This is a genomic window from Bacillus paralicheniformis, from assembly GCF_002993925.1.
Classification (GTDB): Bacteria; Bacillota; Bacilli; order Bacillales; family Bacillaceae; genus Bacillus; species Bacillus paralicheniformis.
This window is the reverse complement of the sequence record NZ_CP023665.1, coordinates 3,992,468-4,017,655: the sequence shown is the minus strand read 5'-3', so window position 1 is coordinate 4,017,655 and position 25,188 is coordinate 3,992,468. Positions and strand designations below refer to the sequence as shown.

The window sequence follows — 25,188 nt, the reverse complement described above, 5'->3', positions numbered from 1 at the left end:
TTAAAGCGGCGAAAAACCGCGGCTGCCTCTAGCGGATTGAGAAAATGCTTCATAGACGGCAAAATCCTAAAACGGTTGAACGTTTCAGGATTTTGTCACACTTCACCGCTTCCGAAGCGGTTTTTTTATGCTGCGCTCAAAGCGCTTTTTCGTTTTACATATGTTTTGATGAGAAGATAAGCCGCCAAAGCGATGATATACGCCAAACTGACAGCCATTAAAATTACGGTTGCCGGCGTATGCTTGGCCGCGTAGACGAAAAAATCAAGCTGGGAAATATCGTGTGCGTATTTTATGGAGTCCTCTCCATAGAGCAGTTTTGTAAACTTGGCTGTATATTTCCACTCCCACGGCACCTTTAAAAGCTCGCTGCCTTGATACCAGCTTGCCAATGCAGAAAACAAAAACAAAAGGGCTGCCGTGCCTAACTGAACCGCATATAAAACAAACTTCATCGAATACCCCGCCTTATAAATTGCTATCCCTATTATGAAATTTTTGTCATATGAAAGCAAGCCGCAGAGGTAAAAAATACCCCCTTTTTTCAAGAAAGGGGTATCAGCGTATCGGCAAATTTTTATGTTTCAGTTCTGTCTCTTTGCCGCACCCTCTGAAAGCGCTATTCAGCCATTTTTTCTAAATTGCCGTTCCGGTCCATTTTGAAGGCGGGCGCAGCGTGTTCGTCTTCTTCGAATAAAACTAGTTTTCTTGCACGGTTCATAATTTTTACGAGCGTTTCGTAGTCTTCCTGGATGGTCGACTGGTCTTTTTCCAGCTTTTTGACTTCAGCTTCAAGCTTTTCAACTTTTTTCGTCAGCTCTTCATTTTCCTGTTTTAAGCGGTCATTTTCCATTTTTAAAGCGGCAGTCTGTGCTTCGTTTCCTGTGTAGTTTTGCAGGAAGCGGATCACATCATCGATCGTCATGTCTTTCGATGAATCGGCTGAATGGCCTGCCTGCGGCTGGTTTGGCGATAGAAGGTGCGATAAACTAGCTAACTCTTCTTTAAAGCTCTCATCAACATAAGGCAGATGCTCGCTGGCGATCGGCTGCTGTTCGCTTGAATCGGCGGTTGCTTTCTGCTGCTCAATGACGCTTTCTGCAGGCGGTTCAGCCTCTGTTTCGACAGGCGGCTTGTATAATAAGCGTTTTTTCGCCGGCTGGCCGTTTCCAAGGGCGCGCATTCTTTGCTTCCTTTGTTTTTTAGCCAGCTGCAATGCTTTTTCGTATTGGTGGCGGACAACCGCGTTCCATCTAAAACCGCAGGCGGCTGATGTCCTGTTCAGTCTGTCTCCGACTTCCTCGAAGGCGTTCAGCTGTGTGCTGCCTTCTCTGACATGCCGCAATACCGTTTCAGCAAGCAGTAAATCATTCTCTTCAGACCAAGCGTCTTGTCTTTGTTTCATCACTTCTCAACTCCCATTGTCAGTATTGGTATTAGATTGTCCATTTTGGAAAATATTTATACAAGTTTGCTAAAAGAATAGGAACTGATTTTTTTAGCGCGATCCTTGCAGGAATGAAAGAATCCTTGTAAAATGAAGGATGGTGTCATTTTTTATCAAAGTTCGGCACGGTTGAATGCCTTTCATAAAGACAGATGAACAAAACGAAAGGAAGCGTATGAAATGGCTAATGAATTTCGAGTATGCGACGATTGTCAGGCCACTAATTTAAAGACGCTTTTGCCCCGTCTGAAAGAAATCGATCCGGATGCAAAAGTGGAAATCGGCTGCCAGTCTTACTGCGGGCCGGGACGAAAAAAATCGTTCGCGTTTGTCAATAATCGTCCGCTGTCAGCTCCTGATGAAGACGAGCTGATCGAAAAAGTGAAAAAGAAACTCAAAAAATAACCGCCTCCCTAACGGGTCAGGCGTTTTTGCTTGTTTGCCGGCTTTTTTGCAGTCTGGAACAAATAGCCGGGTAAATTCAAGGATGTTTTCAAAAAAGCAGACTCGATATAATAGAAACAGACCTAAAAGAAAACAAGCAGATCGGGCAATACTTACAATATACATTTAGTTCTCCGAAGAAAAAGAGACGGATGGGCAGCGATCAGTTTGCCTCACGTTTGAAAAAAAGAGGGACAAAAATGGCGTATCCAAACGGAAAATTATCAGAAGAAAAAGTGTTTAAAGATCCTGTTCACCGCTATGTCCATGTACGGGACAAGCTGATATGGGACTTGATCGGAACCCGTGAATTTCAGAGACTGCGCAGAATCAAACAGCTTGGAACGACCTATTTGACGTTTCACGGAGCCGAACACAGCCGTTTCAACCATTCTCTCGGCGTCTATGAAATTGTCAGAAGAATGGTTGATGACGTTTTTAAAGGCAGGGAGGAATGGAATGACAGCGAGCGTGATCTGTGCCTTTGCGCCGCATTGCTGCACGATTTGGGGCACGGCCCGTTTTCCCATTCGTTTGAAAAGGTCTTCCGGCTTGATCATGAAGATTTTACGAGAGCGATCATTTTAGGCGATACAGAAGTTAACCAGGTGTTAAACAAGGTGAGCCCGACGTTTGCAAAGGATGTCGCTGAGGTCATCGCGAAAACCTATCAGAACAAGCAGGTCGTCAGCCTGATCTCAAGCCAGATTGACGCTGACCGCATGGACTATCTTCAGAGAGACGCCTATTATACCGGCGTCAGCTACGGCCATTTCGATATGGAGCGGATCCTCCGCGTGATGCGGCCGCGCGAAGACCAAATCGTGATTAAGCAAAGCGGAATGCATGCCGTTGAGGATTATATTATGAGCCGGTACCAGATGTACTGGCAGGTCTATTTCCATCCTGTGACAAGAAGCGCGGAAGTGATTTTGACGAAGATTCTTCACCGTGCAAAGCAGCTTCATGAGGAAGGCTATGTTTTCACGTATGCGCCCGTGCATTTTTATTCTATTTTTGAAGGCAATGTCACATTGGAAGATTATTTGAGTCTTGATGAAGCAATCATTCTTTATTATTTTCAGGCCTGGGAAAAAGAAGAGGATGAGGTTTTGTCTGATTTATGCCGCCGGTTTATCAACCGCAGGCTGTTCCAGTATGCGGAATTCAATCCGAATGAGGAAATGGCGACTTACTTTGAACTGACCGCCTTGTTTAAAGAATCAGGGATTGATCCCGATTATTACCTTGTGGTGGATTCGTCCTCAGACCTTCCTTATGATTTCTACAGACCGGGGGAAGAAGAGGAGCGCCTCCCGATTCAATTGCTGACGCACAACGGCCAGATTAAGGAGCTGTCGCGGCAATCCGATATTGTCGATGCGATATCAGGCAAGCGGAGAACGGACCATAAGCTGTATTTCCCGCTCGATTTAATCGAAGGATTGCCTGACGGCCGTCATGCGAAAAGAATGAAAGAATTGCTCGGACTGATATAGAAAGAAAAGGATGAAGGAGATGGCGGAGATTTGTTAAAAGAACATGCAAAGCTGATGAAGGTCTTCTCGGATTCGGGGGAGATTGTCGGGCGGAAAAAGCTGCAGAAAATCATTTATATCGCAAAGAAATTGGAGCTTCCCTTTTATGAAAAGTATGATTTTCATTTTTACGGGCCCTATTCAGAGGAGCTGACGCTTCAAGTCGAAGAACTTTGCAATCTCGGATTTCTTCATGAAGTCAAAGAAAAAAAAGGCGGCTATTATCAATACCGCTATTCGCCCACTGAAGCGGGAACGCAGTTTTTGAGCCAGTGTGAGCTGGATATGCGGGATATTAAAGCCTATATAGACGACGTGAACGGCCAGTCATCGCGCTTTTTGGAACTGGTGTCGACGATTCTGTATTTTGAAGGACTGGAGCAGGAAGAGATCAGAGAAAAAGTGTTTACCGTAAAAAGCAAGCAGCGGTATACGGACGAAGAATTCGATGAAGCCGTCGCTTACATAAAAAAACTCAGAGACCTTTGTTCATAAGCCTGCCGGAAAACGGTAGGTTTTTTGTTTTGTTTTATTGTAAACATTTTGGAATTTTTGTGGGGAAATAGAAAGGAGCAGTAAACAGAACGCGTGTAATATTTCCTCTTTTTGGATGAATTGAAGGAATTTTTAGATAACTAGCAGAATCTTTCTTTCGTTCAAAAAAAGGAGGGAATTAGCAGTGAAAAAGCGTTCTATATTCTTATCTCTATTACTTTCCGTCAGTCTCATCCCCGGTTTGACGGCAGGCGCCGCCAAGGTTGACGGGCACGATCATGAACACGGCCATGAAGTAAAAGGAACTCATATCGATTCTTTGCCTAAGGCGAAAGACTTTAAAGACTTGAAAGGAAAAGTTCAAATAGAAAAAACGGTCAATACGAAAATATTGGATGAGAAAGGAAATGTAGCGGGAACAAAAACGTTTAAAAAGAATACGAGCAAAGGGACATTTTCAACCCAGGCAGGCACGGGCAGTCAGAAAGTGAGCGTCCTGGCCGTGGCTGACGCTCAGTATCGCGCGAAATACAGCGATTGGCAGACGAGAATCGTCCAAATTATTGAGCAGGCGGATGTCATGTTCAACAGGGACCACGATATTGATTTTGTTGTCGAAGCCGTGGCGCCTTGGACTTCTTCAGGCAGCAACAGCTCTCAAATTCTATCAAACCTTCAGAGCAATTTCAGCGGGCGCAGCTATAAATTTGTCGTCGGATTTACGGCGAACAGCAATTTTGACGCCGGCGGCATCGCATACGTATACAACAGCAAGCCGAACGGCAGCGCCTTCAGCGTAAACCTCGACCAGGGAACGGCCAACACGGCAAAAGCGGCGACCCACGAATTTTCCCATAACTTCGGCTTGAACCACGATGCGCAAGGAAGCGGAATCCGCTGCATTATGAACTACGACTACGCCTACACGGTCGATGTCTGGGATTCGGCTCACAATAGCCAGATCACAAGAAATAAAGCTTGGTATAAATAATAAAAACGGCGTCCCGCATGTAAGCGGCAGACGCCGTTTTTATTACATATCGCTCATTCGTTTGCCGGCGACACCGTAGTTTTCCTTTTTCATTTCCTCAATGATGACCGCGATTTTTTCTGCAGGTGCGCCTGTTGTTTCGGAGACGGCTTCGGTCACTTTTTTCACCAGATTTCTTTTTTGATCATCTGTGCGGCCTTCCAGCATTTGAACCGTTACGTACGGCATATGTTCTCCTCCTCCTTTTAAAAAATGGCTGCTTACTTTAGCATCAGCTGCTCTTATAGTATACTGGAGATAGTAAATCTTTGTATATGAGAAAGAGGGAAAGCCACATTTTAGACCGTTTTCTTATTTATCCGCTGGAAATGATTCCGTATGTTGTTTTGACACTTGCTGCCGCATTCACTGTGCATGAGGTCGCCCATGCATATGTGGCATACAAATTCGGTGATGAGACGGCCAAACGGCAGGGCAGGCTGACGCTCAACCCGCTCAAGCATCTTGATCCGTTTGGAACGATTTTGATCTTTATTTTGGGATTCGGATGGGCAAAGCCGGTGCCCGTTAACCGCTTTTATTTTAAAAATCCGAGGCTGGCCGGATTTCTCGTGTCAATCGCAGGACCGATCAGCAACCTGATCCTTGCTTTCATCGGTTTTATATTGCTGCTTTTGTCCGTGAAGCTGTCCGGGACGCTGCCTTCCAGTTTTTACAGCGGCTTGCTTCAATTTTTTACGATTTGGGTGAATCTCAATCTGCTTTTATTTCTGTTTAATTTAATGCCGTTCCCGCCCCTTGACGGTTTTCGGGTTATACAGGATGTGGTCGCCCCCGATGTGCGGGCGAAGCTGTCGAAATATGAAGCGTACGGCTCGATCGTGTTTCTGATCATCGTCATTACGCCGCTTGGCCAATATGTATTCTGGCCGTTTTTGAATGAAGGGCGGGAATATATCATCTCGATATTTAACAGCGTTTTCCGGCCGCTGATGTAGGAGGTATTTTTGATGGAACAAGGAAAAAAGAAAAAAACAATCGGATTCAATATTATTAAAAGCGATCCGACGGACGGACACGGGGGATTTGGTGCAGGGGCTTTAAGCCTTGACAACATCTCGCCTGTCTTTGTCGATGTCGAAGAGAAAGAAGCGTTTGTTGATATCGGCGCCATGCACGCCCGCAGCACGGTTGAAAAAGGAATCAAATTTTTGCCGAACAAGGAAGAGGTGCCGAACGGAAAACCTTACTGGCTGGTGTGGGTTACGATCGACCGCAGGGAAGAAGGCCCTTATTATGCGGGGGTGACGGCTTGCGAAATGACGGTGGACAGAAGCATCCGCCGCGGCTACAAATCGCTTCCGGAGCACGTGAATTTAATGGATAAGTCGATGAAGCGGAAGATTATCGTCGAGCACATGGATGAAAGTTCCAAGCGCGTTCTGGCCAATTTTCTGAAAAATCATGATCAAGGGCTTTGGGACCGTTCATCAGACGAGCTGAAAAAGGGATTGCTTCAGCAATAGGAAAAAAACCCCCCGGACCGCCGTGAAGTCCGGGGGGTTCGTCTATCCCGCCCAAAAAAGTTTATTCTTCTTTTTTAAACCATTTTTCCCACCACTTTTTCCGCTTGTGGGGAGCGGCGGGTTTTTCGCGCCCGGCTTTTTGATCCTTATAGATTTCTTTTCCGTAGCAAACCTGCTCGGGTTCAGTACCTTCGATAAAATAAGCGAAATATTTGGACGGACAGCTGGGCGCCGCCGCATAGCCTGTAGCAGGGTCAATATACATCCCTTTCACGCCTTCCGGCGGCTTTAAAGTTGCGGCGGGCGCGTTTTCAAGCGCTTTTTCCATAAATTTGGCCCAAATTTGTTTGGCATAGTTTTTCTCTGCGACGGCATCGATTGTCCGCTCTTTGTCATATCCCGTCCACACGCCTGAAGCAAGGCCGGGATAAAAGCCGATCATCCAGCTGTCGGTGCTGGTCGTTCCCGATTTTCCGGCGTATGGGCGCGTCAGCTGATCTGCGATCGTCCGCCCGGTAACAGATGTATAGCCGTTGAGTGATTTGTCGAACATTCCGCTCATCATGTTGGCCGTGATAAAAGCCGCTCTTGGGTCAAGGATTTGTTTGCTTCGCTTCGGCTTTTCGTAAAGAATCTCCCCGTTCGAATCGGTAATTTTCGTAATAAAGGAAGGTTCGATTTTTTTTCCGCCATTGGCAAACATGGCGTATCCATTCACCATTTCAAGCGGCTTCACGGGGGATGTTCCGAGCGCAAGCGACGGCACTTTTTGCAGCGGGCTCGTGATGCCGAATTGTTTTGCAGCATCAATCAGTTTGTCCATGCCGAGGAAAAGGTGCGTTTTCACGGCGTAAATGTTATCGGACAAAGCCAGGGCCTGAAGAAGAGTGATCGGGCCGTCTGCGTAATAGCCGTGATAGTTGCTCGGCGAATAAGCGCTGCCTTGCCCGAGCTCAAATGTCGTTTCCGCGCTCCTCATCCGGGTGGCCGGCGTAAAACCGTTTTGAACAGCCGAATAATAAAGGAAAGGCTTCATGGTGGAGCCGGGCTGCCGCATAGCCTGGGTTACGCGGTTAAACGGGCTTTTTTCGTAGTCGCGTCCTCCGACAAGCGCAAGAACGCTGCCGTCGGACGGATTGATCGCTGTAAACCCTGCCTGAATGTCAGATGACGAATCAATCGTGCGTTCGATCGTGTCCTCGGCAATTTTTTGGAGACGCGGGTTGAGCGTGGTGAATACGTTGTAGCCGCCGGTTTCTGCTTGCTCCGGTGTCAAATGCAGCAAGCGCGCGATTTCTTTAACCGCTTCGTCATAAAAGTACGGAGCGGTTTTAGCGGTTGTTTGCTTATCCTGTTTTTCAAAGCGGAGCGGCAGTTTTTTCAGTTCTGCCGCCTGCTTTTTCGTCAGCTTGTTTTCTTTCTCCATCATTGTCAGGATCATTTCCTGGCGTTCTTTCGCCTTTTTTTCATTAACAAAAGGCGAATAAACGGAAGGACCCTTTGGAATGCCGGCAAGCATCGCAGCTTCCGCCGCATTGATATCCTTGGCCCGTTTGCCAAAATACATCCGGGAAGCAGCTTCGATTCCGTAGGCTCCATGCCCGTAATAAATCGTATTTAAATAGCCTTCCAAAATATCTTTCTTTGTGTAGTTTTGTTCGAGCCGTATCGTATAAAAAGCTTCATTCCACTTTCTTTTCCATGTTTTATCGTGGCCGAGGTAGAGGTTTCTCGCATATTGCTGTGTAATGGTGCTGGCTCCCTGAACTTTGGACATCGCCTTTAGATCGGCGATGAGGGCGCCGCCCATCCTCATATAGTCGAAGCCGTGGTGCCGGAAGAAGTTCCGGTCTTCAACGGCAAGTGTGGCATCGATGACGGCGGGATTGATGCTTTTCAGCGAAACCCAGTACCGCTTTTGCCCGTAATGCGTCTCTCCCATCTGCTTTCCGCTTCCGTCATACAGCACGGTAGACCTCGGCACCTGAATCGAAGGAGCGCCTTGCCATTTGGCTGCCAGGACCACCGTCATGACAACGATTGAAAGGAAGATCAGCATCAATGCTCCCATGAACAAAAATGCGCGTATCGTCTTGATAGTTAAACGGACCCGCTTGTCCGTCATCATGTCCATGTTCAAATCTCCTCCCGGATAAATAAATGTTCTTATCATTATGAGGAAAAAGAGGAGGGTTTAAACAAGCGGGAAGGAAAAAACCGCAGACCCTCTAGGAGGCGATTAACAGAGCAACCGGAGGAATCCTCAGTTTTGGCAGTCGCCGCTGCAGAATAAGCTTATGTACATCTGTGGCAAGCTCAGCCCAAAACGGCCGTCGGGAATGGAATGACTCCTGAAAATGAATCGATCCGTCTTTACAATCACCTGCAATTCCTCTATACTTTTTCCTTAGGCAAAAGCCGATGCTTCAGTGCAGAATAATCGTCGCCGCAGGCGAGAAAAATAGATGGAAATACAGCTTATCACGAAAGGAAGATGACGCTTTGAGCGGACTTTGGTACACAGAGAAGCAAACGAAAAACTTCGGCATTACGATGAAAATCAACAAGACTTTACATACAGAGCAGACGGACTTTCAAAAGCTCGAAATGGCCGAGACGGAAGAATTCGGCAACATGCTGTTTCTTGACGGCATGGTCATGACATCTGAAAAAGATGAATTTGTCTACCACGAAATGGTGGCGCATGTGCCCCTGTTTACGCATCCGAACCCTGAGCATGTACTTGTGGTTGGCGGCGGAGACGGCGGCGTCATCCGTGAAATTTTGAAGCATCCGAGCGTCAAAAAAGCGACGCTTGTCGATATCGACGGCAAGGTGATCGAATACTCTAAGAAATTTTTGCCTTCCATTGCAGGCAAACTTGACGATCCGCGCGTCGAAGTAAAGGTCGATGACGGCTTTATGCACATTGCAGAATCTGAAAATGAGTACGATGTCATCATGGTCGATTCAACCGAGCCTGTAGGGCCGGCTGTCAACTTGTTTACAAAAGGCTTTTACGCCGGCATAGCAAATGCGCTAAAGGAAGACGGCATTTTTGTTGCTCAGACGGACAACCCTTGGTTTACACCTGAACTGATCACTAACGTTCAGCGCGATGTAAAAGAGATCTTTCCGATTACAAAGCTGTATTTGGCCAACATTCCGACATATCCAAGCGGATTGTGGACGTTTACGATCGGTTCGAAAAAATACGATCCTCTTGAAGTGGAGGACAGTCGCTTCTTCGATATTGAGACGAAATACTATACAAAAGAAATTCATAAAGCGGCATTCGTCCTTCCGAAATTCGTCAGCGATTTAATCAAATAAAACAGTTTGGCGCAGGATGGTATTCTGCGCTTTTTTTCAGGGAGGTTTTTGAAGATGAGATTTGATGAAGCATATTCCGGCAAGGTGTTTATCGCAAGCCGCCCCGATTGGGAAGAGGCGGACGCCATCCTTTACGGCATGCCGATGGATTGGACGGTCAGCTACCGTCCCGGATCGCGCTTCGGTCCGGCGAGAATCCGCGAGGTGTCCATCGGGCTTGAAGAATACAGCCCTTATTTGGACAGGGAGCTTGACGAGGTTCATTTCTTTGATGCCGGCGACATCCCGCTGCCTTTCGGGAACCCGCAGAAGAGCCTCGACATGATTGAAGAATATGTTGACAGCATTTTAGAAAAAGGAAAATTCCCGCTCGGAATGGGAGGAGAGCACCTCGTTTCATGGCCGGTCATTAAAGCGATGTATAAAAAATATCCCGATCTTGCCATCATCCATATGGATGCGCACACAGATCTCCGCGTCGACTATGAAGGAGAGCCACTCTCGCATTCGACGCCGATCCGCAAAGCAGCGGAACTGATCGGTCCCGGCAATGTCTATTCATTCGGCATCCGCTCCGGTATGAAAGAGGAGTTTGAATGGGCAAACGAAAACGGTATGCACATTTCCAAATTTGAAGTGCTTGAGCCGCTTAAATCCGTCCTGCCGAAACTCGCAGGGCGTCCGGTTTATGTAACGATTGACATCGATGTCTTAGATCCCGCTCATGCGCCGGGAACCGGTACGGTTGACGCCGGAGGCATCACATCAAAAGAGCTGCTCGCTTCGATTCACGAAATCGCCCGCTCAGACGTCAACGTCGTTGGAGGAGACCTGGTTGAGGTCGCTCCGGTCTACGACCATTCGGAACAAACCGCAAATACGGCAAGCAAGCTGATTCGCGAAATGCTGCTCGGCTGGGTGAAATAAACAGGCTGTCCTTTTTCGGGACGGCTTTTTTCTTAGAAAATGGTTTATCTTCCCGTCCGTTCTGTTAAGATGGTATAAAGGAGCAGCGGTTGAACTTTTTTTCCCGAATGATTATACTAATCAAGTCAAATCGGATCAAAAAAGGAAGTGTCGGAATGAACCAGGAGACACCCGTTAATATCCATGTGAAATCTGTTATCCGGGAAGGATCGGACACGGAAACGATCGAGTTCCGGACAACTGGGTTTTATTATATGAAAAAAGATAAAATATATCTTTCTTATCATGAAGAGCATGATGCGGGAAAGGTGAAGACGATCGTAAAAGCAAGCGAAAACGAAGTTCTGGTGATGCGTTCCGGCGCCATTGAAATGAAACAGCGTTTCAGGCCGGGCAGCCGCACCGTCACTCATTATAAAATGCCTTTCGGCAGGCTCGAGCTTGGCGTGGATACAAAATCCGTATCAGTCACCCGGCAGCCGCCAGACGGAAAGATCAGCGTTGAGTACGATATGATTGTAAGCGATGAACAAAAGCATTTACATATGATGTCGATTTCGTATAGAGGAGGACACGAGTCATGAACATAGTCGAACAAATGAAAGATGTGCTGAAGCAGGAAATTAAAGAAGCTGTCATGAAAGCCGGCCTCGCCGCAGAAAGCGAGATTCCCGAAGTCGTATTGGAAGTCCCGAAAGACAAGTCGCATGGAGACTATTCCACTAACATGGCGATGCAGCTGGCGAGAATCGCCAAAAAAGCGCCGCGGAATATTGCCGAGGAAATCGTCGCATCCTTTGATAAAGGAAAAGCGTCGATCGACAAACTTGATATCGCAGGACCGGGTTTTATCAATTTCTACATGAACAATCAATATTTAACGAAGCTCATTCCGGCTGTGCTTGAAGCAGGAGAGGCCTACGGTGAAACAAATATCGGAGGCGGAGAACGCGTTCAGGTGGAATTCGTCTCAGCAAACCCGACGGGCAACCTGCATCTTGGACATGCCCGCGGAGCCGCTGTCGGAGATTCTCTCTGCAATGTACTTGAAAAAGCGGGGTATGAAGTGAGCCGCGAATATTACATCAACGATGCCGGCAATCAAATCAACAACCTCGCATTATCCGTCGAGGCCCGTTACTTTCAGGCGCTTGGAAAAGACAAGCCGATGCCTGAAGACGGATATCACGGCGAAGACATTAAGGAAATCGGCCGAAAGCTCGCCGATGAATTCGGCGACCGTTTTGTTCATGAAGAAGAGAGCGAACGCCTCGCGTTTTTCCGTGAATACGGCTTAAAGTACGAATTAGGCAAACTTCGTGAAGACCTCGAGAATTTCCGTGTCCCATTTGATGTCTGGTACTCAGAGACATCGCTTTACCAAAACGGAAAGATCGATCAGGCGCTCGAAGCCCTTCGCGAAAAAGGGCACATCTATGAAGAAGACGGGGCGACATGGTTCCGCTCGACGGCGTTCGGCGATGACAAAGACCGCGTCCTGATCAAAAAAGACGGGTCCTACACGTATCTTCTGCCTGACATCGCTTATCACAAAGACAAGCTTGACCGCGGCTTCCAAAAGCTGATCAACGTATGGGGAGCGGACCATCACGGCTATATCCCGCGCATGAAAGCGGCCATTGAAGCGCTCGGTTATGACAAAGAAACGCTTGAGGTCGAGATCATCCAGCTCGTCCATCTCTACAAGAACGGCGAAAAAATGAAGATGAGCAAAAGAACCGGAAAAGCTGTGACAATGCGCGATCTCATTGATGAGGTCGGCCTTGACGCGGTGCGTTACTTCTTTGCGATGCGCAGCGCCGATACGCACATGGACTTTGATCTTGACCTGGCTGTCTCCACATCGAATGAAAACCCGGTTTACTACGCGCAGTACGCTCATGCGAGAATTTGCAGCATGCTGCGACAAGGCGAAGAAAAAGGTATTTCATTTGAAGGGAACCTTGACCTGACGAAAATCGCTTCTGAAAAAGAGTATGATCTGCTTAAAGTGATCGGCTCGTTCCCTGAGGCTGTCGCCGATGCCGCAGAGAAGCGGATTCCGCACCGCATTACAAACTATATTTTTGAATTGGCATCTGTGCTCCACAGTTTTTACAATGCTGAGAAAGTTCTCGATCCGGCAGATGAAGAAAAAAGCCGAGCGCGTTTATCATTGATGAAGGCAACACAAATCACATTAAATAATGCACTCAAGCTGATCGGCGTATCAGCTCCTGAAAAAATGTAAAACGAATCCCCCGTCCTTTGAACGGGGGATTTTTTCTTGATTTGGTGAGGAGGCGTCTCACACAAGGAAGGTCCGTCGCCTTCCCTTATTGAACTTGAGCGTCAGAAAGAATCGATTGTGCTTTTCTTACTAACTCCTGCGCCATCTTCCCTTCGATGACAATCAGGCACTCATTTTCGCGATTGGCCATTCTGAACATTTCCAGTTCAATTAAATCTTTAATTTTGCACATTGTTTTTCTTGAGCATATATATAGCTGATGTCTGGCTGAGCGGCAAAGTCTGTACAGCTCAATCAAGTTTTTTAATGTCATCGATTGTGCGCGGAGCTTAATCGACTCTGCTTGGTTCATCATATATCCCTCCGTATGTAATCATCACTTTGGTGAAATGTTACCCGCATGTTATGCAGGATAAACGTACGATTCATAAAAAATATGAAATCGATTTCGCCAGCCATTCGATGGGCCGCTGCATCACCGGCCGCTTCGCATACCGCTCCTTTGTCAGAAGCTCGGCGTGTTCAATACTTTCCTTGACGACGTCAAAGAATTGTTTTGTCCAGTCTTTATCATGGATGACGACATTCACTTCATCATTGAGAAACAGGCTTCGATTGTCAAAATTTGATGTTCCGATCATCACATGCCGGTCGTCGACGATCAATGCTTTTGCATGATAAAAGCCTCTGTAGTACCGGTAAATATAGCAACCCGCCTCCAAAAGTGCGGGAAAGTTCGTGTAGGCGGCCTCTTTGACAAGCGGATGGTCGGCTTTCATCGGCACGAGAACCGAGACGATCACGCCTCTTTCCCTGGCTGAAAGAACTGCTTGCTGCAAAGCCGGACTCGGAATATAGTACGGCGTGCAAATCATGATTCTTTCTTTTGCCTGATCAATAAATGAAATGTATTTTCCTTCCAGAGAAAACCCTTTTGTCGCATGTATCGAATGGGTGACAGCTCCTTGATGGAGCGGCGGGAACATACCGCTGTCCGGCTGTGATAGCGGCGCTTCTCTATTGAAGTCTGATAAAAAAATGTGCTGCAAGTCGGCAACACCTTCCCCCGTCATTCGCAAATGGTAATCCTTCCACGGGCCGAATTCCGCTTTTTTACCAAGGTATTCTTTCGCAATGTTAAATCCGCCCACATAGCCGATCTTTCCGTCTATGACAGCGATTTTCCGGTGATTTCTTGCATTCAGTCGATAAAAGAAATAAGGGAAGCCCGGATTGTTGACAAAAAAAACGTGCGCTCCGCTTTGTTTCAAGTCTGACAGCGTTTTTTTCTTTACCTTCATCGCGCCGATCCGGTCAATCAGCAAGCGTACGCATACGCCGGCTTTCGCTTTATCCTTCAGCATTTTTAAAAATTCAAGGCTGATATCATCGTTCTTCACAATATAAAACATGACATGCACCGACGATTCGGCCTGGCGGATGTCATCCAGCAGCCGCTCACACAAGTCTTCTCCGTTATGAATCAGTTCAATATCGCTTTTCTTCTCTGAAAAAACGGGTTCGTAGGCTTTCCTTTCAAAGGCTTTGCGGCCGAAACGGAAATCGAGCGCAAGAAGCAGGATGAGAAAACATACCATAATCATAAGCGGCACCAATGAAGACACTCCCTTTTTTCGTGTAAAGAATAGTGTCCCCCTAATTTCCTGCATTTATGAAAACATATTGACTGAACACTCATTCATTATTTAAGATAAAGGTAGTTCAAGGGGATTTAAGGTTGGGGAAATGAAAGGGGGAGCAGCTGATGAATGTCTTATTGTGGTTGAATTTCATTGCGTTTTTAGGTGTAACCGCTTACGCCGTTTATCTGTTTGTCTACTTGATCCGAACGAGAATCAGTTACATCAGGCTCGGACAAAAAGAGGATTTTGATAAGCGGACGAAGGAGCGCCTTCAAAAGATATGGGAGAACGTGTTCGGCCAAAAGAAACTGCTTAAAGATAAAAAAAGCGGCATTATCCACGTCATGTTTTTTTACGGCTTTATTCTCGTTCAGTTCGGAGCGATCGATTTTATTTTGAAAGGGCTCGTTCCCGATCAAGGACTTCCGCTTGGCAGCGTCTACCCGGCGTTTACGTTTTTTCAGGAAATCGTCACGTTGATGATTTTAATTGCGGTGGTCTGGGCCTTTCACAGGCGCTATATTGAAAAACTCGTCAGACTGAAGCGCAATTTGAAGTCGGGGATCGTGCTCATGCTGATCGGCGGCTTGATGTTTACCGTTTTACTCGGAAACGGTATGAACATGATCTGGCATGAACATTCATTATCATGGCACGAACCGATGGCATCAGGCATCGCTTTTGCCCTCGGCTTCATGGGAGAAACCGCCTCAGCGGCAGTGTTCTATGCGGCATGGTGGGCGCATCTTCTTATCTTACTGACATTTTTAGTCTATGTGCCGCAGTCAAAGCACGCCCACTTAATTGCCGGACCGGCAAACGTATTTTTCAGCCGGCTGACAAACCCGGGAAAGCTTCAAAAAATCGATTTTGAAGATGAAACAAAAGAAACGTTCGGCGTCGGACGGATCGAGGAATTCAGGCAATCCCAGCTGATCGATCTTTACGCGTGCGTTGAATGCGGGCGCTGTACCAATATGTGCCCGGCTACCGGAACAGGCAAGATGCTTTCGCCGATGGATCTGATTTTGCGGCTCAGAGACCATTTGACAGAAAAGGGAGCAGCAGTAACATCGAAAACGCCTTGGGTTCCCGCGCCTCTCTTTCAGCATACGAAAGGCAACCAGCTGGCCATGGCGGCGGGAGGAGAAGGATCAAGAGAAGCGGCTGCTTCAGAGCTATACAATCCGAGCTTAATCGGCGACATCATCACCGAAGAGGAAATTTGGGCATGCACAACGTGCCGGAATTGTGAAGATCAGTGCCCGGTCATGAATGAGCACGTCGACAAGGTCATCGATCTCCGCCGCTATCTCGTGCTCACAGAAGGAAAAATGGATGCAGATGCCCAGCGCGCCATGACGAGCATTGAAAGACAGGGTAACCCTTGGGGATTAAACAGAAAAGAACGCGAAAACTGGCGTGACATGAGAGACGACGTTAAGGTGCCGACAGTGAAAGAAATGAAGAAAAAAGGCGAGGCCTTTGAATACCTGTTCTGGGTCGGGTCGATGGGATCGTATGACCGGAGAAGCCAGAAGATCGCCATGGCTTTCGCGCGCCTTCTCAATCAAGCCGGGGTCACGTTGGCGATTTTAGGCAATAAAGAAAAAAATTCAGGCGATACGCCGAGGCGGCTTGGCAACGAGTTTTTATTCCAGGAGCTTGCCGCAAAAAATATTGAAGAATTTGAAAAAAATGATGTTCGAAAAATTGTAACCATCGATCCGCATGCATACAATATTTTTAAAAATGAATATCCTGATTTTGGTCTGAAAGCGGAGGTGTATCATCATACAGAAATTCTCGCTGCCCTTATTGAAGAAGGAAGGCTGAAACCTGAGTTTCCGGTTCGCGAAACCGTCACCTTTCATGATTCATGCTATTTGGGCCGCTACAATGAGGTTTACGAACCGCCGCGCGATATTCTGCGCTCCATTCCGGGCATCCATTTAGTGGAAATGGAACGCAGCCGTGAAAACGGAATGTGCTGCGGAGCGGGGGGCGGTCTCATGTGGATGGAGGAAGAGACGGGCACAAGGATCAACGTTGCCAGAACGGAGCAGGCGCTCAGCGCTTCACCTTCTGTCATCAGTTCGGGCTGTCCGTATTGTTTGACGATGCTAGGCGACGGAACAAAAGCCAAGGAAATGGAGGATCAGGTCGGCACCTACGATGTGGCGGAGCTGCTTGAACGCGCCGTATTCGGCTCAGAACAAAAAGAACATGCTTCATAGACGGATTTCAGGTTTTGAATAAAGAAGGTGTGAGCCGGATCTCCGCCTTCTTTTATCTTCGGTATGCACAAATCATGATAAGGGGAGAGGATGTCAGGTGGCGAGATCGGTTATTGCAGGCGGCGCGCGCACGCCTTTTGGAAAACTCGGGGGCGCGCTTCAGTCAAAGACGGCAGCGGAGCTCGGCGGAATCGCCGTAAAAGAAGCATTAAAACGTTCCGGTGTACATCCTGAGGATGTCGATGAAGTCATTATGGGTTCCGTTCTTCAAGGCGGACAGGGGCAGCTGCCGTCGAGACAGGCTGCGCGTTTTGCGGGACTGCCGTGGGATGTCAAAACGGAAACGATTAATAAAGTGTGCGCTTCAGGTTTAAGAAGCGTCACAATGGCGGATCAGATCATCCGGGCCGGTGATGCGGAGGTCATTGCAGCAGGAGGTATGGAATCGATGTCAAATGCCCCTTATTTGCTTCAAAAAGCGAGATGGGGGCTGAGAATGGGAGACGGAGCGGTTAAAGATTTGATGATCACAGACGGGCTGACATGCTCATTTACGGGTGTTCATATGGGCTCCTACGGAAATGCCGCTGCGAAAGAGTTGGAGATTGCAAGAGAAGAACAGGATCGATGGGCGCTCAGGAGCCACATGCGGGCCGTACAGGCTGCAGCTTCAGGTGCGCTCGGAGAAGAGATCGTCCCTGTTTGTATACCGCAGAAGCGGGGCGGCGAATTAACGGTTGATCAAGATGAAGCTCCGCGGCGCGATACGTCATTGGAAAGGCTGTCACAGCTTGCTCCGGTTTTTGACCACGACGGGACAATTACTGCGGGAAACGCGCCGGGGGTAAATGACGGAGCATGCTCGCTTATCGTGATGAATGAAGACAGGGCAAAGGAACTCAATGTGAATGTGTCCGCCGTCATTAAAGCGCACACATCCATTGCAGTCGAAGCCAAAGACTTCCCGAAAACCCCAGGGCTTGTCATCAGAGAACTGCTTAACAAAACCGGAGCTGAGCTTTCTGATATCAAACTGTTTGAAATCAATGAAGCGTTCGCCGCGGTAGCTTTGGCAAGCGGAAAGATCGTGGGCCTTGACATGGAGAAGGTCAATGTCAACGGCGGCGCCATCGCGCTAGGTCATCCGATCGGCGCGAGCGGGGCAAGAATCATTTTGACGCTTATGTACGAATTAAAACGGCGCGGCGGCGGTACAGGTATTGCTGCCATTTGCAGCGGCGGCGGTCAGGGAGACGCCGTGATGATCGAGGTATAAAAAAGGGGGATTTTAAATGAAAAAAGACACGATCATGGTCATCGGAGCCGGCCAGATGGGGGCCGGGATCGCCCAGGTCTCTGCCCAGGCCGGATACAATGTTTACATGTACGACGTATCACCTGACCAAATTGAAAAGGGAATGAAGCGCATTTCCGGCCAGCTAGTCAGACAGGCGGAAAAAGGCAAGCTTCCGCATGGAGACGTACAGCAAATCTACCAGCGTCTTTCTCCTTCGGCTTCGCTCGACGATGCGCGGGAAGCTTTTCTCATCATTGAAGCGGCTGTTGAGCAAATGGATGTAAAAAAAGAGATTTTCAAACGGCTTGATGAAGTGACCGAAGACTCAGCCCTATTGGCATCAAATACATCGTCATTGTCGATTACGGAGCTCGCTTCCGTCACGAAAAAACCTCAAAATGTCATCGGCATGCATTTTATGAACCCGGTTCCGGTCATGCAGCTTGTCGAGGTCATCAGGGGGCTTGAGACGAGCGGCGAAACATATGAAACCGTCGTGGCTGCGGCGGAGCGGATGAACAAGGTTCCGATCGAGGTGCGGGATTTTCCGGGATTTATCTCCAACCGCATTTTAATGCCGATGATTAACGAGGCGGTTTTTGCGCTTTATGAAGGCGTCGCCGAGAAAGAAAGCATAGACGGAATCATGAAGCTTGGCATGAACCATCCGATGGGCCCGCTGGCTCTCGCTGACCTGATTGGTCTGGATACGTGTCTGTATATTATGGAGACGTTGCATGAAGGTTTTGGCGATGATAAATACCGGCCTTGTCCGCTCCTTAAACAATATGTCAGCGCAGGACGTCTCGGAAAGAAAACGGGCAGAGGGTTTTATACGTACGAAAAGCAGCCGACATAAGGAGGGGTGACCTTGAATTTTCAGTTTACAGAAGAGCAGACCCGCATGCAGAAGATTGTCAGGCAATTTGTTAAACAGGAGGTCGCTCCTTTTGTACCTGAAATGGAGAAAGGGCGTTTTCCAACCTCTCTTTTGAAGAAAATGGCGGAGCGCGGCTGGATGGGGCTTCCGATTCCGGCTAAGTACAGCGGGGCCGGTCATGACTTTATCACCTATATAATGATCATCCATGAGCTGTCAAAGAAAAGCGCCGTTCTTGGCGCGGTTCTATCTGTACACACGTCAATTGTCACCATTCCCATTCTTTTATACGGAAATGAGCGGCAAAAAGAACATTATGTTAAAAAGCTGGCAGCAGGGCAGTACTTGGGAGCCTTTTGTTTAACCGAACCGAGTGCCGGTTCCGATGCGGGCAGTCTAAAAACCAGGGCCGAAAAGCGCGGCGATACCTATGTGCTCAACGGTACGAAAGTTTTTATCACAAACGGCGGAGCCGCCGACATTTATCTTGTTTTTGCTTCAACCGATCCGAAAGCGGGAACGGAGGGCATTTCGGCTTTTATCGTGGAGAAGGGCACGCCGGGCTTTTTTATTGGGAAAAATGAAGAGAAAATGGGGCTTCACGGTTCGCTGACGGTCACTTTAAATTTTGATAACGCTGTCATTCCCGCCCGGCAGCTGCTGGGGAAGGAAGGTAAAGGATTCAAAATGGCCCTTTCCAATCTGGATACCGGGCGGATCGGAATTGCGGCGCAGGCTCTGGGCATCGCCGAAGGAGCGCTTTCTGAAGCCATCGAATTTCTAAAAATACGGTATCCGGACGGAGAGCTGTATAAGAACGGACAAGGGCTTGCTTTTATGCTGGCCGACATGGCGGCGAGGACAGAGGCTGCCAGGCTTCTCGTTTATCAGGCCGCTTCGCTGAAACAACAAGGCGTCCAGACGGGAAAGGCTGCTTCAATGGCCAAACTGTTCGCTTCGGAAACGGCAATGTATGTCGCCGGAGAGGCCGTGCAGCTGCTCGGAGATTTTGGATATACAAAGGATTTCAGCGCTGAACGATATTTCAGGGATGCGAAAGTGTGTGAAATTTATGAGGGCACAAGCGAGATCCAGCGGATCGTCATCGGTAAGCATTTATAAGGGGGGAAAAGAATGATCTTTAAGCTGAGTGAAGAGCACCAAATGATACAGAAGATGGTGCGCGACTTTGCCCGTCAAGAGGTGGAGCCGACTGCAAAGGAGCGGGATGAGGAAGAGCTGTTTGACATGGAACTGTTTTCCAAAATGGCGGAATTGGGGTTGACGGGAATACCGTGGCCTGAGGAATACGGGGGGATCGGCAGTGACTACCTCGCCTATGTCATCGCAGTAGAAGAGCTTTCGAAAGTCTGCGCCTCAACGGGCGTCACCTTGTCAGCCCATACTTCGCTTGCAGGCTGGCCGATTTATGCATTTGGAACGGAAGAACAGAAGCAGGAATACTTAAAGCCGATGGCCCGCGGTGAAAAGATAGGCGCCTACGGATTGACGGAGCCCGGTTCAGGCTCTGATGCCGGCGGCATGAAAACGACCGCGGTCAGAAATGGTGATGATTATATTTTAAATGGAACGAAGATCTTTATCACAAACGGCGGAATTGCAGACATCTACATCGTGTTTGCCAACCTTGCACCGGAACAGAAGCACAAAGGCACAACCGCTTTTATCGTTGAAAAGGATTTTCCCGGTTTTTCTGTCGGAAAAAAAGAAAGGAAGCTGGGCATCCGTTCATCGCCGACAACCGAAATTATCTTTCAGGACTGCCGCGTGCCTTTAAAAAACCGCCTTGGCGGGGAAGGTGAAGGCTTTAAAATCGCAATGCAGACGCTTGATGGAGGAAGAAACGGAATTGCCGCTCAAGCCGTCGGGATTGCCCAGGGTGCATTTGAGGCGGCGAAGGCGTATGCGAAAGAGCGGAAGCAATTCGGCAGGCCGATCGCCGAGCAGCAGGGCATCGCTTTTAAACTGGCTGATATGGCGACGGAGATTGAAGCTTCAAGGCTTTTAACCTACCAGGCGGCATGGCTGGAATCAGAGGGGCTGCCTTATGGAAAAGCTTCCGCGATGTCGAAGCTATATGCAGGGGATACGGCTATGAAAGTGACGACGGAGGCCGTGCAAATATTCGGCGGATACGGCTACACAAAGGATTATCCGGTCGAGCGCTTTATGCGCGATGCAAAAATCACTCAAATCTATGAAGGAACGCAGGAAATACAGAAGCTCGTCATTTCGAGAATGCTGATGAAATAATGGCGGAAAACAGCCGTCTGGCACGGTTTGGACTGCTGCCGGCGGACAGGCCGCCGACGCAGTTTTTTCGTTTTCAAGGGGCCGGACGCTCCCGGCTGTTCTATGTTTCAATCCCGCTTGCCGCCGATTTCCAATGCAACAGGTAAAAATTATTGAATTAACGGGAATAAAGGTGGCATAAAGTGATTTCTTTTGTTTATAATGAGAGGTATGGTTTGTCGTAAAGACAGGGATTACATGCTTATTTTCTATGACAGAGATAGTAGATACATACATGAAGATAGAAAGGGAGTGTCTGGCGATGAGTTTGAAACAATACTCAGAGGAACAGCTAAAGGAAATGGCTTTAGTTGAAATCGCATACGAAATTTTTTCGGAACACAAAAAACCGATTACATTCCAGGAGCTAACAGATCAAGTGGCTTCCTTGCTTGGAATGGGGAAAGAAGAGCTGGAAGACCGCATCGCCCAGTTCTACACAGATTTAAATATCGACGGACGCTTTTTGGCGCTGTCAGACCAAACGTGGGGCCTGCGCAGCTGGTATCCGTATGATCAGCTTGATGAAGAAACACAACCGACTGTAAAAGCGAAAAAGAAAAAAGCGAAAAAAGTGGTTGAAGAAGATCTTGATCTTGACGAATTCGAAGAAATCGACGAGGATGATATTCTTCTTGACGATGTCGAAGACGACTTGGACATTGCCGCCGATGAATTCGAAGAAATCGATGAAGCCGACGATGATGAACTGGATGATCTTGAAGACGAGATCCTGGACGATGATGATGAAGATTTTGAAGAAGAGGAAGACGAGGAGTAATTTTGCCGCCTGAACGGAATTCATGTTTAAATCGATCTTGACTTTCACAGGCGAACTATGTAGTATGTATTTTGGGCTCTTCAAAACGAAGAGATTCGAGTGATACGGACTATCAGCTCCCTTTCAAGAAATTGAAAGGGAGCTTTCTTGTTTTTCCGCCTCCTTATCATTTAAATCATTTAGAAAAGATCTAAATGATTTTTCATAAAAAGAGCATTTTAAGGAATAAGCGTTAATCGAAGAGAGGGGTACAGAAATGACAAAATATATCTTTGTAACCGGAGGAGTTGTATCCTCGCTTGGAAAAGGAATTACGGCGTCTTCGCTCGGCCGCCTGCTGAAGAACAGAGGTTTGAATGTCACCATTCAAAAATTTGACCCGTATATCAACGTAGACCCGGGGACAATGAGCCCGTATCAGCACGGTGAAGTGTTCGTAACCGACGACGGTGCGGAAACGGATCTTGACCTCGGCCACTATGAGCGCTTCATCGACATCAATTTAAATAAATACAGCAACGTGACAACAGGAAAAATCTATTCCACGGTGCTGAAAAAAGAGCGCAGAGGCGATTATTTAGGCGGTACCGTACAGGTTATACCTCATATCACAAATGAAATTAAAGACCGCGTATTCCGCGCCGGAAAAGAAACGGGCGCTGATGTCGTGATCACCGAAATCGGCGGAACCGTCGGTGATATCGAATCGCTGCCGTTTCTTGAAGCGATCCGCCAGATCAAGAGCGATGTCGGCCGCGACAATGTGATGTACATTCACTGTACGCTAGTTCCATATCTTAAAGCGGCGGGAGAAATGAAAACAAAGCCGACTCAGCACAGCGTAAAAGAACTGCGCAGCCTCGGCATTCAGCCAAATGTCATCGTCGTGAGAACAGAAATGCCGATTTCTCAGGACATGAAAGATAAAATCGCGCTGTTCTGCGACATCGATCCTAAAGCCGTCATTGAGGCCGGCGATGCGGATACGCTCTACTCCATTCCTCTCGACCTGCAAAAACAAGGGCTGGACAGCTTAGTCTGCAGCCACTTGAAGCTGGATTGCAGAGAAGCCGATATGGAAGAATGGAAAGAACTTGTCAAAAAGGTGAAAAGTCTGTCCAAAACGGTGACAATCGCTTTGGTTGGTAAATACGTCGAGCTCCCGGATGCCTACATTTCAGTTGTGGAATCGCTTCGCCATGCGGGTTATGCGTTTGACGCAGACATTCAGGTTAAATGGATCAATGCGGAAGAAGTGACGGAAGACAACGTTGCCGATCTTGTTCAGAATGCGGATGGTATTCTTGTGCCGGGCGGATTTGGAGACCGCGGTGTTGAAGGGAAAATCACGACAGTCAAATATGCCCGCGAACAAAAGATTCCGTTCTTCGGCATTTGCCTCGGAATGCAGGTGGCATCGATTGAATACGCAAGAAATGTGCTCGGTCTTGAAGGAGCGCACTCAGCCGAAATCGATCCTTCCACACCGTATCCGATTATCGACCTTCTCCCTGAACAAAAGGACATTGAAGACCTTGGCGGAACACTGCGTCTCGGACTTTATCCGTGCAAGCTTCAAGAAGGGTCGAAAGCGTATCAGGCATATGAAAATGAAGTGGTCTATGAACGCCACCGCCACCGCTATGAATTCAACAACGAATTCAGACAGCAGATGGAAGAAGCCGGATTTGTATTTTCCGGGACAAGCCCTGACGGCCGTCTCGTGGAGATTATCGAGCTTAAAGATCATCCATGGTTTGTCGCGTCTCAGTTCCACCCTGAATTCACGTCAAGACCGACAAGACCTCAGGCTCTGTTCAGAGACTTCGTACATGCTTCGCTGAAGACTTCGGAAAAGCTGTAAAAAAGAAAAAGGCCTGCCGGCACATCACGCCGGCAGGCCTTTTTTGGATTTTTCTGGTGATAATGGCGGCCCGAACTGGTACTATATTCATTAAGGCCGGCCCCACCGTCATTAATTTCCTTTAGGCAACCCTGTTTTATTGGTATTCCTGAAGAATTTCCTTTAATGTAAAGGATAGGGCATGATAAATGTAGAGGCTGACCATCAGGGACGGAAATCCGAACCTTGTTCCGTCTTCATCGGGAAGAAGCGGCATTCTCAGCTTTGAATCGATATGGACATCGGCGAATGATGCGATCGGGGCGCCGTCTTTTCCCGAAGGGGAGACGACAACAAGTCCGATTCCTCTTTCATACAGTTTTTCCGCCATTTTCAGCTCTTCGTCATCCGCTGAACCGGCGCAGAACATCAGCACTTTGTCCGTCATTTCAAAATCGGGCCAGTTTTCTTCGTTCTTCGGCAGCACTTTGACTGAGGGGAACGGTTCAGAACTGTACATCGCTTCTTTCAAAATGCCTTCCAATTCATTTTTTCCGTATACATAAACCGAATGATCACTGATGACCGCCTGAGCCAACAAGCGGGCGCCGTCCTCTATCGATTGGGCCTCGCCCTCTTGAATCCGGTTGAAGATTCCCGTCAATTGAGTGGTGAAAATTTTAAGCAAGCTGACTCCTCCTTTTTTATTAACTATCATTATATAACAAAAGAGAATAATGGGAAAAATCCTCTAAATATGTCGCAAACTTAAATATTTTAATTAAAGGAAAAGAGAAAAACAAAACAGAATAGATAAACTACTGCTTAATTTTGGCGAAAATTATAAATATAGAGGTGTAAATCATGAATGAGAAGATTTTAATCGTAGACGACCAGTACGGGATTCGGGTTCTGCTGAATGAAGTTTTCAATAAAGAAGGATACAAAACCTTCCAGGCTGCGAACGGGATTCAAGCGCTTGACATTGTGAAAAACCAGCGCCCCGACCTCGTTTTGCTCGATATGAAAATCCCCGGCATGGACGGAATTGAAATTTTGAAAAGGATGAAGGTCATTGACGAGGGGATCCGGGTCATCATTATGACGGCCTACGGAGAGCTCGACATGATCCAGGAATCGAAGGAGCTCGGAGCCCTGACGCACTTTGCGAAGCCTTTTGACATCGACGAAATTCGCGATGCCGTTAAAACCTATCTGCCTATAAAGTCCAACGGATAGCTG

The 25,188-nt window shown here is 47.7% G+C and carries 26 protein-coding genes; 19 read left to right on the top strand and 7 right to left on the bottom strand.

Annotated features, from left to right (window positions below; all coding sequences use genetic code 11):
• Window positions 1-125: 125 nt before the first annotated feature.
• Both CP943_RS20540 and CP943_RS20535 read right to left on the bottom strand, forming a co-directional pair.
• Window positions 126-455, bottom strand: coding sequence for a YjdJ family protein (locus CP943_RS20540; protein ID WP_023857042.1), 330 nt, complete (start codon window positions 453-455; stop codon window positions 126-128).
• A 164-nt stretch (window positions 456-619) separates the two neighbouring features.
• On the bottom strand, window positions 620-1,408 hold the full coding sequence (locus CP943_RS20535) for an RsfA family transcriptional regulator (protein ID WP_023857043.1): 789 nt from the start codon (window positions 1,406-1,408) through the stop codon (window positions 620-622).
• A 219-nt stretch (window positions 1,409-1,627) separates the two neighbouring features.
• Between CP943_RS20535 and CP943_RS20530 the strand changes: the two genes are divergently transcribed.
• The 4 genes from CP943_RS20530 (at window position 1,628) to CP943_RS20515 (ending at window position 4,915) form a co-directional block, all read left to right on the top strand.
• Complete coding sequence (locus CP943_RS20530; RefSeq protein ID WP_003186096.1) at window positions 1,628-1,852, top strand: YuzB family protein; 225 nt, start codon at window positions 1,628-1,630, stop codon at window positions 1,850-1,852.
• 239 nt (window positions 1,853-2,091) lie between these two features.
• Complete coding sequence (locus tag CP943_RS20525) at window positions 2,092-3,390, top strand: HD domain-containing protein (RefSeq protein ID WP_095291515.1); 1,299 nt, start codon at window positions 2,092-2,094, stop codon at window positions 3,388-3,390.
• 30 nt (window positions 3,391-3,420) lie between these two features.
• Window positions 3,421-3,924 carry a YwgA family protein gene (locus tag CP943_RS20520; protein WP_023857045.1) on the top strand — a complete coding sequence of 168 codons (504 nt, stop codon included), beginning with the start codon at window positions 3,421-3,423 and terminating at the stop codon, window positions 3,922-3,924.
• A gap of 184 nt (window positions 3,925-4,108) precedes the next feature.
• Window positions 4,109-4,915 (top strand): zinc-dependent metalloprotease, encoded by an 807-nt coding sequence (locus CP943_RS20515; protein WP_105981278.1) that lies wholly within the window; start codon window positions 4,109-4,111, stop codon window positions 4,913-4,915.
• Window positions 4,916-4,957: 42 nt separating this feature from the next.
• Here the strand turns inward: CP943_RS20515 and CP943_RS20510 are convergent, their stop codons facing one another.
• Window positions 4,958-5,143 carry a 2-hydroxymuconate tautomerase gene (locus CP943_RS20510; protein WP_020453307.1) on the bottom strand — a complete coding sequence of 62 codons (186 nt, stop codon included), beginning with the start codon at window positions 5,141-5,143 and terminating at the stop codon, window positions 4,958-4,960.
• Window positions 5,144-5,229: 86 nt separating this feature from the next.
• Between CP943_RS20510 and CP943_RS20505 the strand changes: the two genes are divergently transcribed.
• Entirely contained in the window at window positions 5,230-5,913 is a 684-nt protein-coding gene (locus CP943_RS20505; RefSeq protein WP_031305130.1) for a site-2 protease family protein, read from the top strand.
• A 12-nt stretch (window positions 5,914-5,925) separates the two neighbouring features.
• The gene (locus CP943_RS20500; RefSeq protein WP_023857048.1) at window positions 5,926-6,441 is read left to right on the top strand and encodes a YwhD family protein; all 516 of its coding nucleotides are present in this window, start codon (window positions 5,926-5,928) and stop codon (window positions 6,439-6,441) included.
• Between the two features lie 61 nt (window positions 6,442-6,502).
• On the opposite strand, the gene CP943_RS20495 is transcribed toward CP943_RS20500, so the two are convergent.
• Window positions 6,503-8,575: a transglycosylase domain-containing protein gene (locus CP943_RS20495; protein WP_023857049.1), complete on the bottom strand. Its 2,073-nt coding sequence runs from the start codon at window positions 8,573-8,575 to the stop codon at window positions 6,503-6,505.
• 368 nt (window positions 8,576-8,943) lie between these two features.
• Here CP943_RS20495 and speE point away from each other — a divergent pair, with 368 nt between their 5' ends.
• From speE to argS, 4 genes are all read left to right on the top strand, one after another.
• On the top strand, window positions 8,944-9,774 hold the full coding sequence (gene speE, locus CP943_RS20490; RefSeq protein WP_023857050.1) for a spermidine synthase: 831 nt from the start codon (window positions 8,944-8,946) through the stop codon (window positions 9,772-9,774).
• Window positions 9,775-9,828: 54 nt separating this feature from the next.
• Window positions 9,829-10,701, top strand: a complete 873-nt coding sequence (gene speB / locus CP943_RS20485; protein WP_023857051.1) for an agmatinase — start codon at window positions 9,829-9,831, stop codon at window positions 10,699-10,701.
• A gap of 155 nt (window positions 10,702-10,856) precedes the next feature.
• Window positions 10,857-11,285: a YwiB family protein gene (locus CP943_RS20480; RefSeq protein WP_023857052.1), complete on the top strand. Its 429-nt coding sequence runs from the start codon at window positions 10,857-10,859 to the stop codon at window positions 11,283-11,285.
• Window positions 11,282-12,952, top strand: a complete 1,671-nt coding sequence (gene argS / locus CP943_RS20475; protein ID WP_023857053.1) for an arginine--tRNA ligase — start codon at window positions 11,282-11,284, stop codon at window positions 12,950-12,952. Before CP943_RS20480 ends, argS begins: the two co-directional genes overlap by 4 nt.
• A gap of 85 nt (window positions 12,953-13,037) precedes the next feature.
• Here the strand turns inward: argS and CP943_RS20470 are convergent, their stop codons facing one another.
• Together CP943_RS20470 and cls are read right to left on the bottom strand one after the other, a co-directional pair.
• The gene (locus tag CP943_RS20470; RefSeq protein ID WP_023857054.1) at window positions 13,038-13,304 is read right to left on the bottom strand and encodes a hypothetical protein; all 267 of its coding nucleotides are present in this window, start codon (window positions 13,302-13,304) and stop codon (window positions 13,038-13,040) included.
• Window positions 13,305-13,377: 73 nt separating this feature from the next.
• Entirely contained in the window at window positions 13,378-14,568 is a 1,191-nt protein-coding gene (gene cls, locus CP943_RS20465; RefSeq protein ID WP_026580253.1) for a cardiolipin synthase, read from the bottom strand.
• A gap of 149 nt (window positions 14,569-14,717) precedes the next feature.
• On the opposite strand from cls, the gene CP943_RS20460 reads away from it, so the two are divergent.
• From CP943_RS20460 to CP943_RS20430, 8 genes are all read left to right on the top strand, one after another.
• Window positions 14,718-16,832 carry a (Fe-S)-binding protein gene (locus CP943_RS20460; protein WP_105981277.1) on the top strand — a complete coding sequence of 705 codons (2,115 nt, stop codon included), beginning with the start codon at window positions 14,718-14,720 and terminating at the stop codon, window positions 16,830-16,832.
• 97 nt (window positions 16,833-16,929) lie between these two features.
• Window positions 16,930-18,108 (top strand): acetyl-CoA C-acetyltransferase, encoded by a 1,179-nt coding sequence (locus CP943_RS20455; RefSeq protein ID WP_023857057.1) that lies wholly within the window; start codon window positions 16,930-16,932, stop codon window positions 18,106-18,108.
• A 16-nt stretch (window positions 18,109-18,124) separates the two neighbouring features.
• The gene (locus CP943_RS20450; RefSeq protein ID WP_023857058.1) at window positions 18,125-18,988 is read left to right on the top strand and encodes a 3-hydroxybutyryl-CoA dehydrogenase; all 864 of its coding nucleotides are present in this window, start codon (window positions 18,125-18,127) and stop codon (window positions 18,986-18,988) included.
• A 12-nt stretch (window positions 18,989-19,000) separates the two neighbouring features.
• The gene (locus CP943_RS20445) at window positions 19,001-20,131 is read left to right on the top strand and encodes an acyl-CoA dehydrogenase family protein (RefSeq protein ID WP_023857059.1); all 1,131 of its coding nucleotides are present in this window, start codon (window positions 19,001-19,003) and stop codon (window positions 20,129-20,131) included.
• A gap of 12 nt (window positions 20,132-20,143) precedes the next feature.
• On the top strand, window positions 20,144-21,283 hold the full coding sequence (locus CP943_RS20440) for an acyl-CoA dehydrogenase (RefSeq protein WP_023857060.1): 1,140 nt from the start codon (window positions 20,144-20,146) through the stop codon (window positions 21,281-21,283).
• Window positions 21,283-21,429: a hypothetical protein gene (locus CP943_RS22545; protein ID WP_164468295.1), complete on the top strand. Its 147-nt coding sequence runs from the start codon at window positions 21,283-21,285 to the stop codon at window positions 21,427-21,429. Before CP943_RS20440 ends, CP943_RS22545 begins: the two co-directional genes overlap by 1 nt.
• A 155-nt stretch (window positions 21,430-21,584) precedes the next feature.
• On the top strand, window positions 21,585-22,103 hold the full coding sequence (gene rpoE / locus CP943_RS20435) for a DNA-directed RNA polymerase subunit delta (protein ID WP_023857062.1): 519 nt from the start codon (window positions 21,585-21,587) through the stop codon (window positions 22,101-22,103).
• 256 nt (window positions 22,104-22,359) lie between these two features.
• Entirely contained in the window at window positions 22,360-23,967 is a 1,608-nt protein-coding gene (locus CP943_RS20430; protein WP_020453291.1) for a CTP synthase, read from the top strand.
• Window positions 23,968-24,103: 136 nt separating this feature from the next.
• Here CP943_RS20430 and CP943_RS20425 read toward each other — a convergent pair whose 3' ends face one another.
• Window positions 24,104-24,634 carry a DUF2529 domain-containing protein gene (locus CP943_RS20425; protein ID WP_023857063.1) on the bottom strand — a complete coding sequence of 177 codons (531 nt, stop codon included), beginning with the start codon at window positions 24,632-24,634 and terminating at the stop codon, window positions 24,104-24,106.
• A gap of 173 nt (window positions 24,635-24,807) precedes the next feature.
• Here CP943_RS20425 and CP943_RS20420 point away from each other — a divergent pair, with 173 nt between their 5' ends.
• The gene (locus CP943_RS20420; protein ID WP_094777382.1) at window positions 24,808-25,185 is read left to right on the top strand and encodes a response regulator; all 378 of its coding nucleotides are present in this window, start codon (window positions 24,808-24,810) and stop codon (window positions 25,183-25,185) included.
• The last annotated feature ends 3 nt before the right edge of the window (window positions 25,186-25,188 follow it).

Coding starts and splice junctions, on each gene's coding strand:
- CP943_RS20460 (WP_105981277.1), top strand. CDS start 14,718: ATGAATGTCTTATTGTGGTTGAATTTCATTGCGTTTTTAGGTGTAACC.
- CP943_RS20530 (WP_003186096.1), top strand. CDS start 1,628: ATGGCTAATGAATTTCGAGTATGCGACGATTGTCAGGCCACTAATTTA.
- CP943_RS22545 (WP_164468295.1), top strand. CDS start 21,283: ATGGCGGAAAACAGCCGTCTGGCACGGTTTGGACTGCTGCCGGCGGAC.
- rpoE (WP_023857062.1), top strand. CDS start 21,585: ATGAGTTTGAAACAATACTCAGAGGAACAGCTAAAGGAAATGGCTTTA.
- CP943_RS20500 (WP_023857048.1), top strand. CDS start 5,926: ATGGAACAAGGAAAAAAGAAAAAAACAATCGGATTCAATATTATTAAA.
- CP943_RS20505 (WP_031305130.1), top strand. CDS start 5,230: ATGAGAAAGAGGGAAAGCCACATTTTAGACCGTTTTCTTATTTATCCG.
- CP943_RS20480 (WP_023857052.1), top strand. CDS start 10,857: ATGAACCAGGAGACACCCGTTAATATCCATGTGAAATCTGTTATCCGG.
- CP943_RS20430 (WP_020453291.1), top strand. CDS start 22,360: ATGACAAAATATATCTTTGTAACCGGAGGAGTTGTATCCTCGCTTGGA.
- CP943_RS20470 (WP_023857054.1), bottom strand. CDS start 13,304: ATGAACCAAGCAGAGTCGATTAAGCTCCGCGCACAATCGATGACATTA.
- CP943_RS20510 (WP_020453307.1), bottom strand. CDS start 5,143: ATGCCGTACGTAACGGTTCAAATGCTGGAAGGCCGCACAGATGATCAA.
- CP943_RS20495 (WP_023857049.1), bottom strand. CDS start 8,575: ATGGACATGATGACGGACAAGCGGGTCCGTTTAACTATCAAGACGATA.
- CP943_RS20540 (WP_023857042.1), bottom strand. CDS start 455: ATGAAGTTTGTTTTATATGCGGTTCAGTTAGGCACGGCAGCCCTTTTG.
- speB (WP_023857051.1), top strand. CDS start 9,829: ATGAGATTTGATGAAGCATATTCCGGCAAGGTGTTTATCGCAAGCCGC.
- argS (WP_023857053.1), top strand. CDS start 11,282: ATGAACATAGTCGAACAAATGAAAGATGTGCTGAAGCAGGAAATTAAA.
- CP943_RS20525 (WP_095291515.1), top strand. CDS start 2,092: ATGGCGTATCCAAACGGAAAATTATCAGAAGAAAAAGTGTTTAAAGAT.
- CP943_RS20440 (WP_023857060.1), top strand. CDS start 20,144: ATGATCTTTAAGCTGAGTGAAGAGCACCAAATGATACAGAAGATGGTG.
- CP943_RS20450 (WP_023857058.1), top strand. CDS start 18,125: ATGAAAAAAGACACGATCATGGTCATCGGAGCCGGCCAGATGGGGGCC.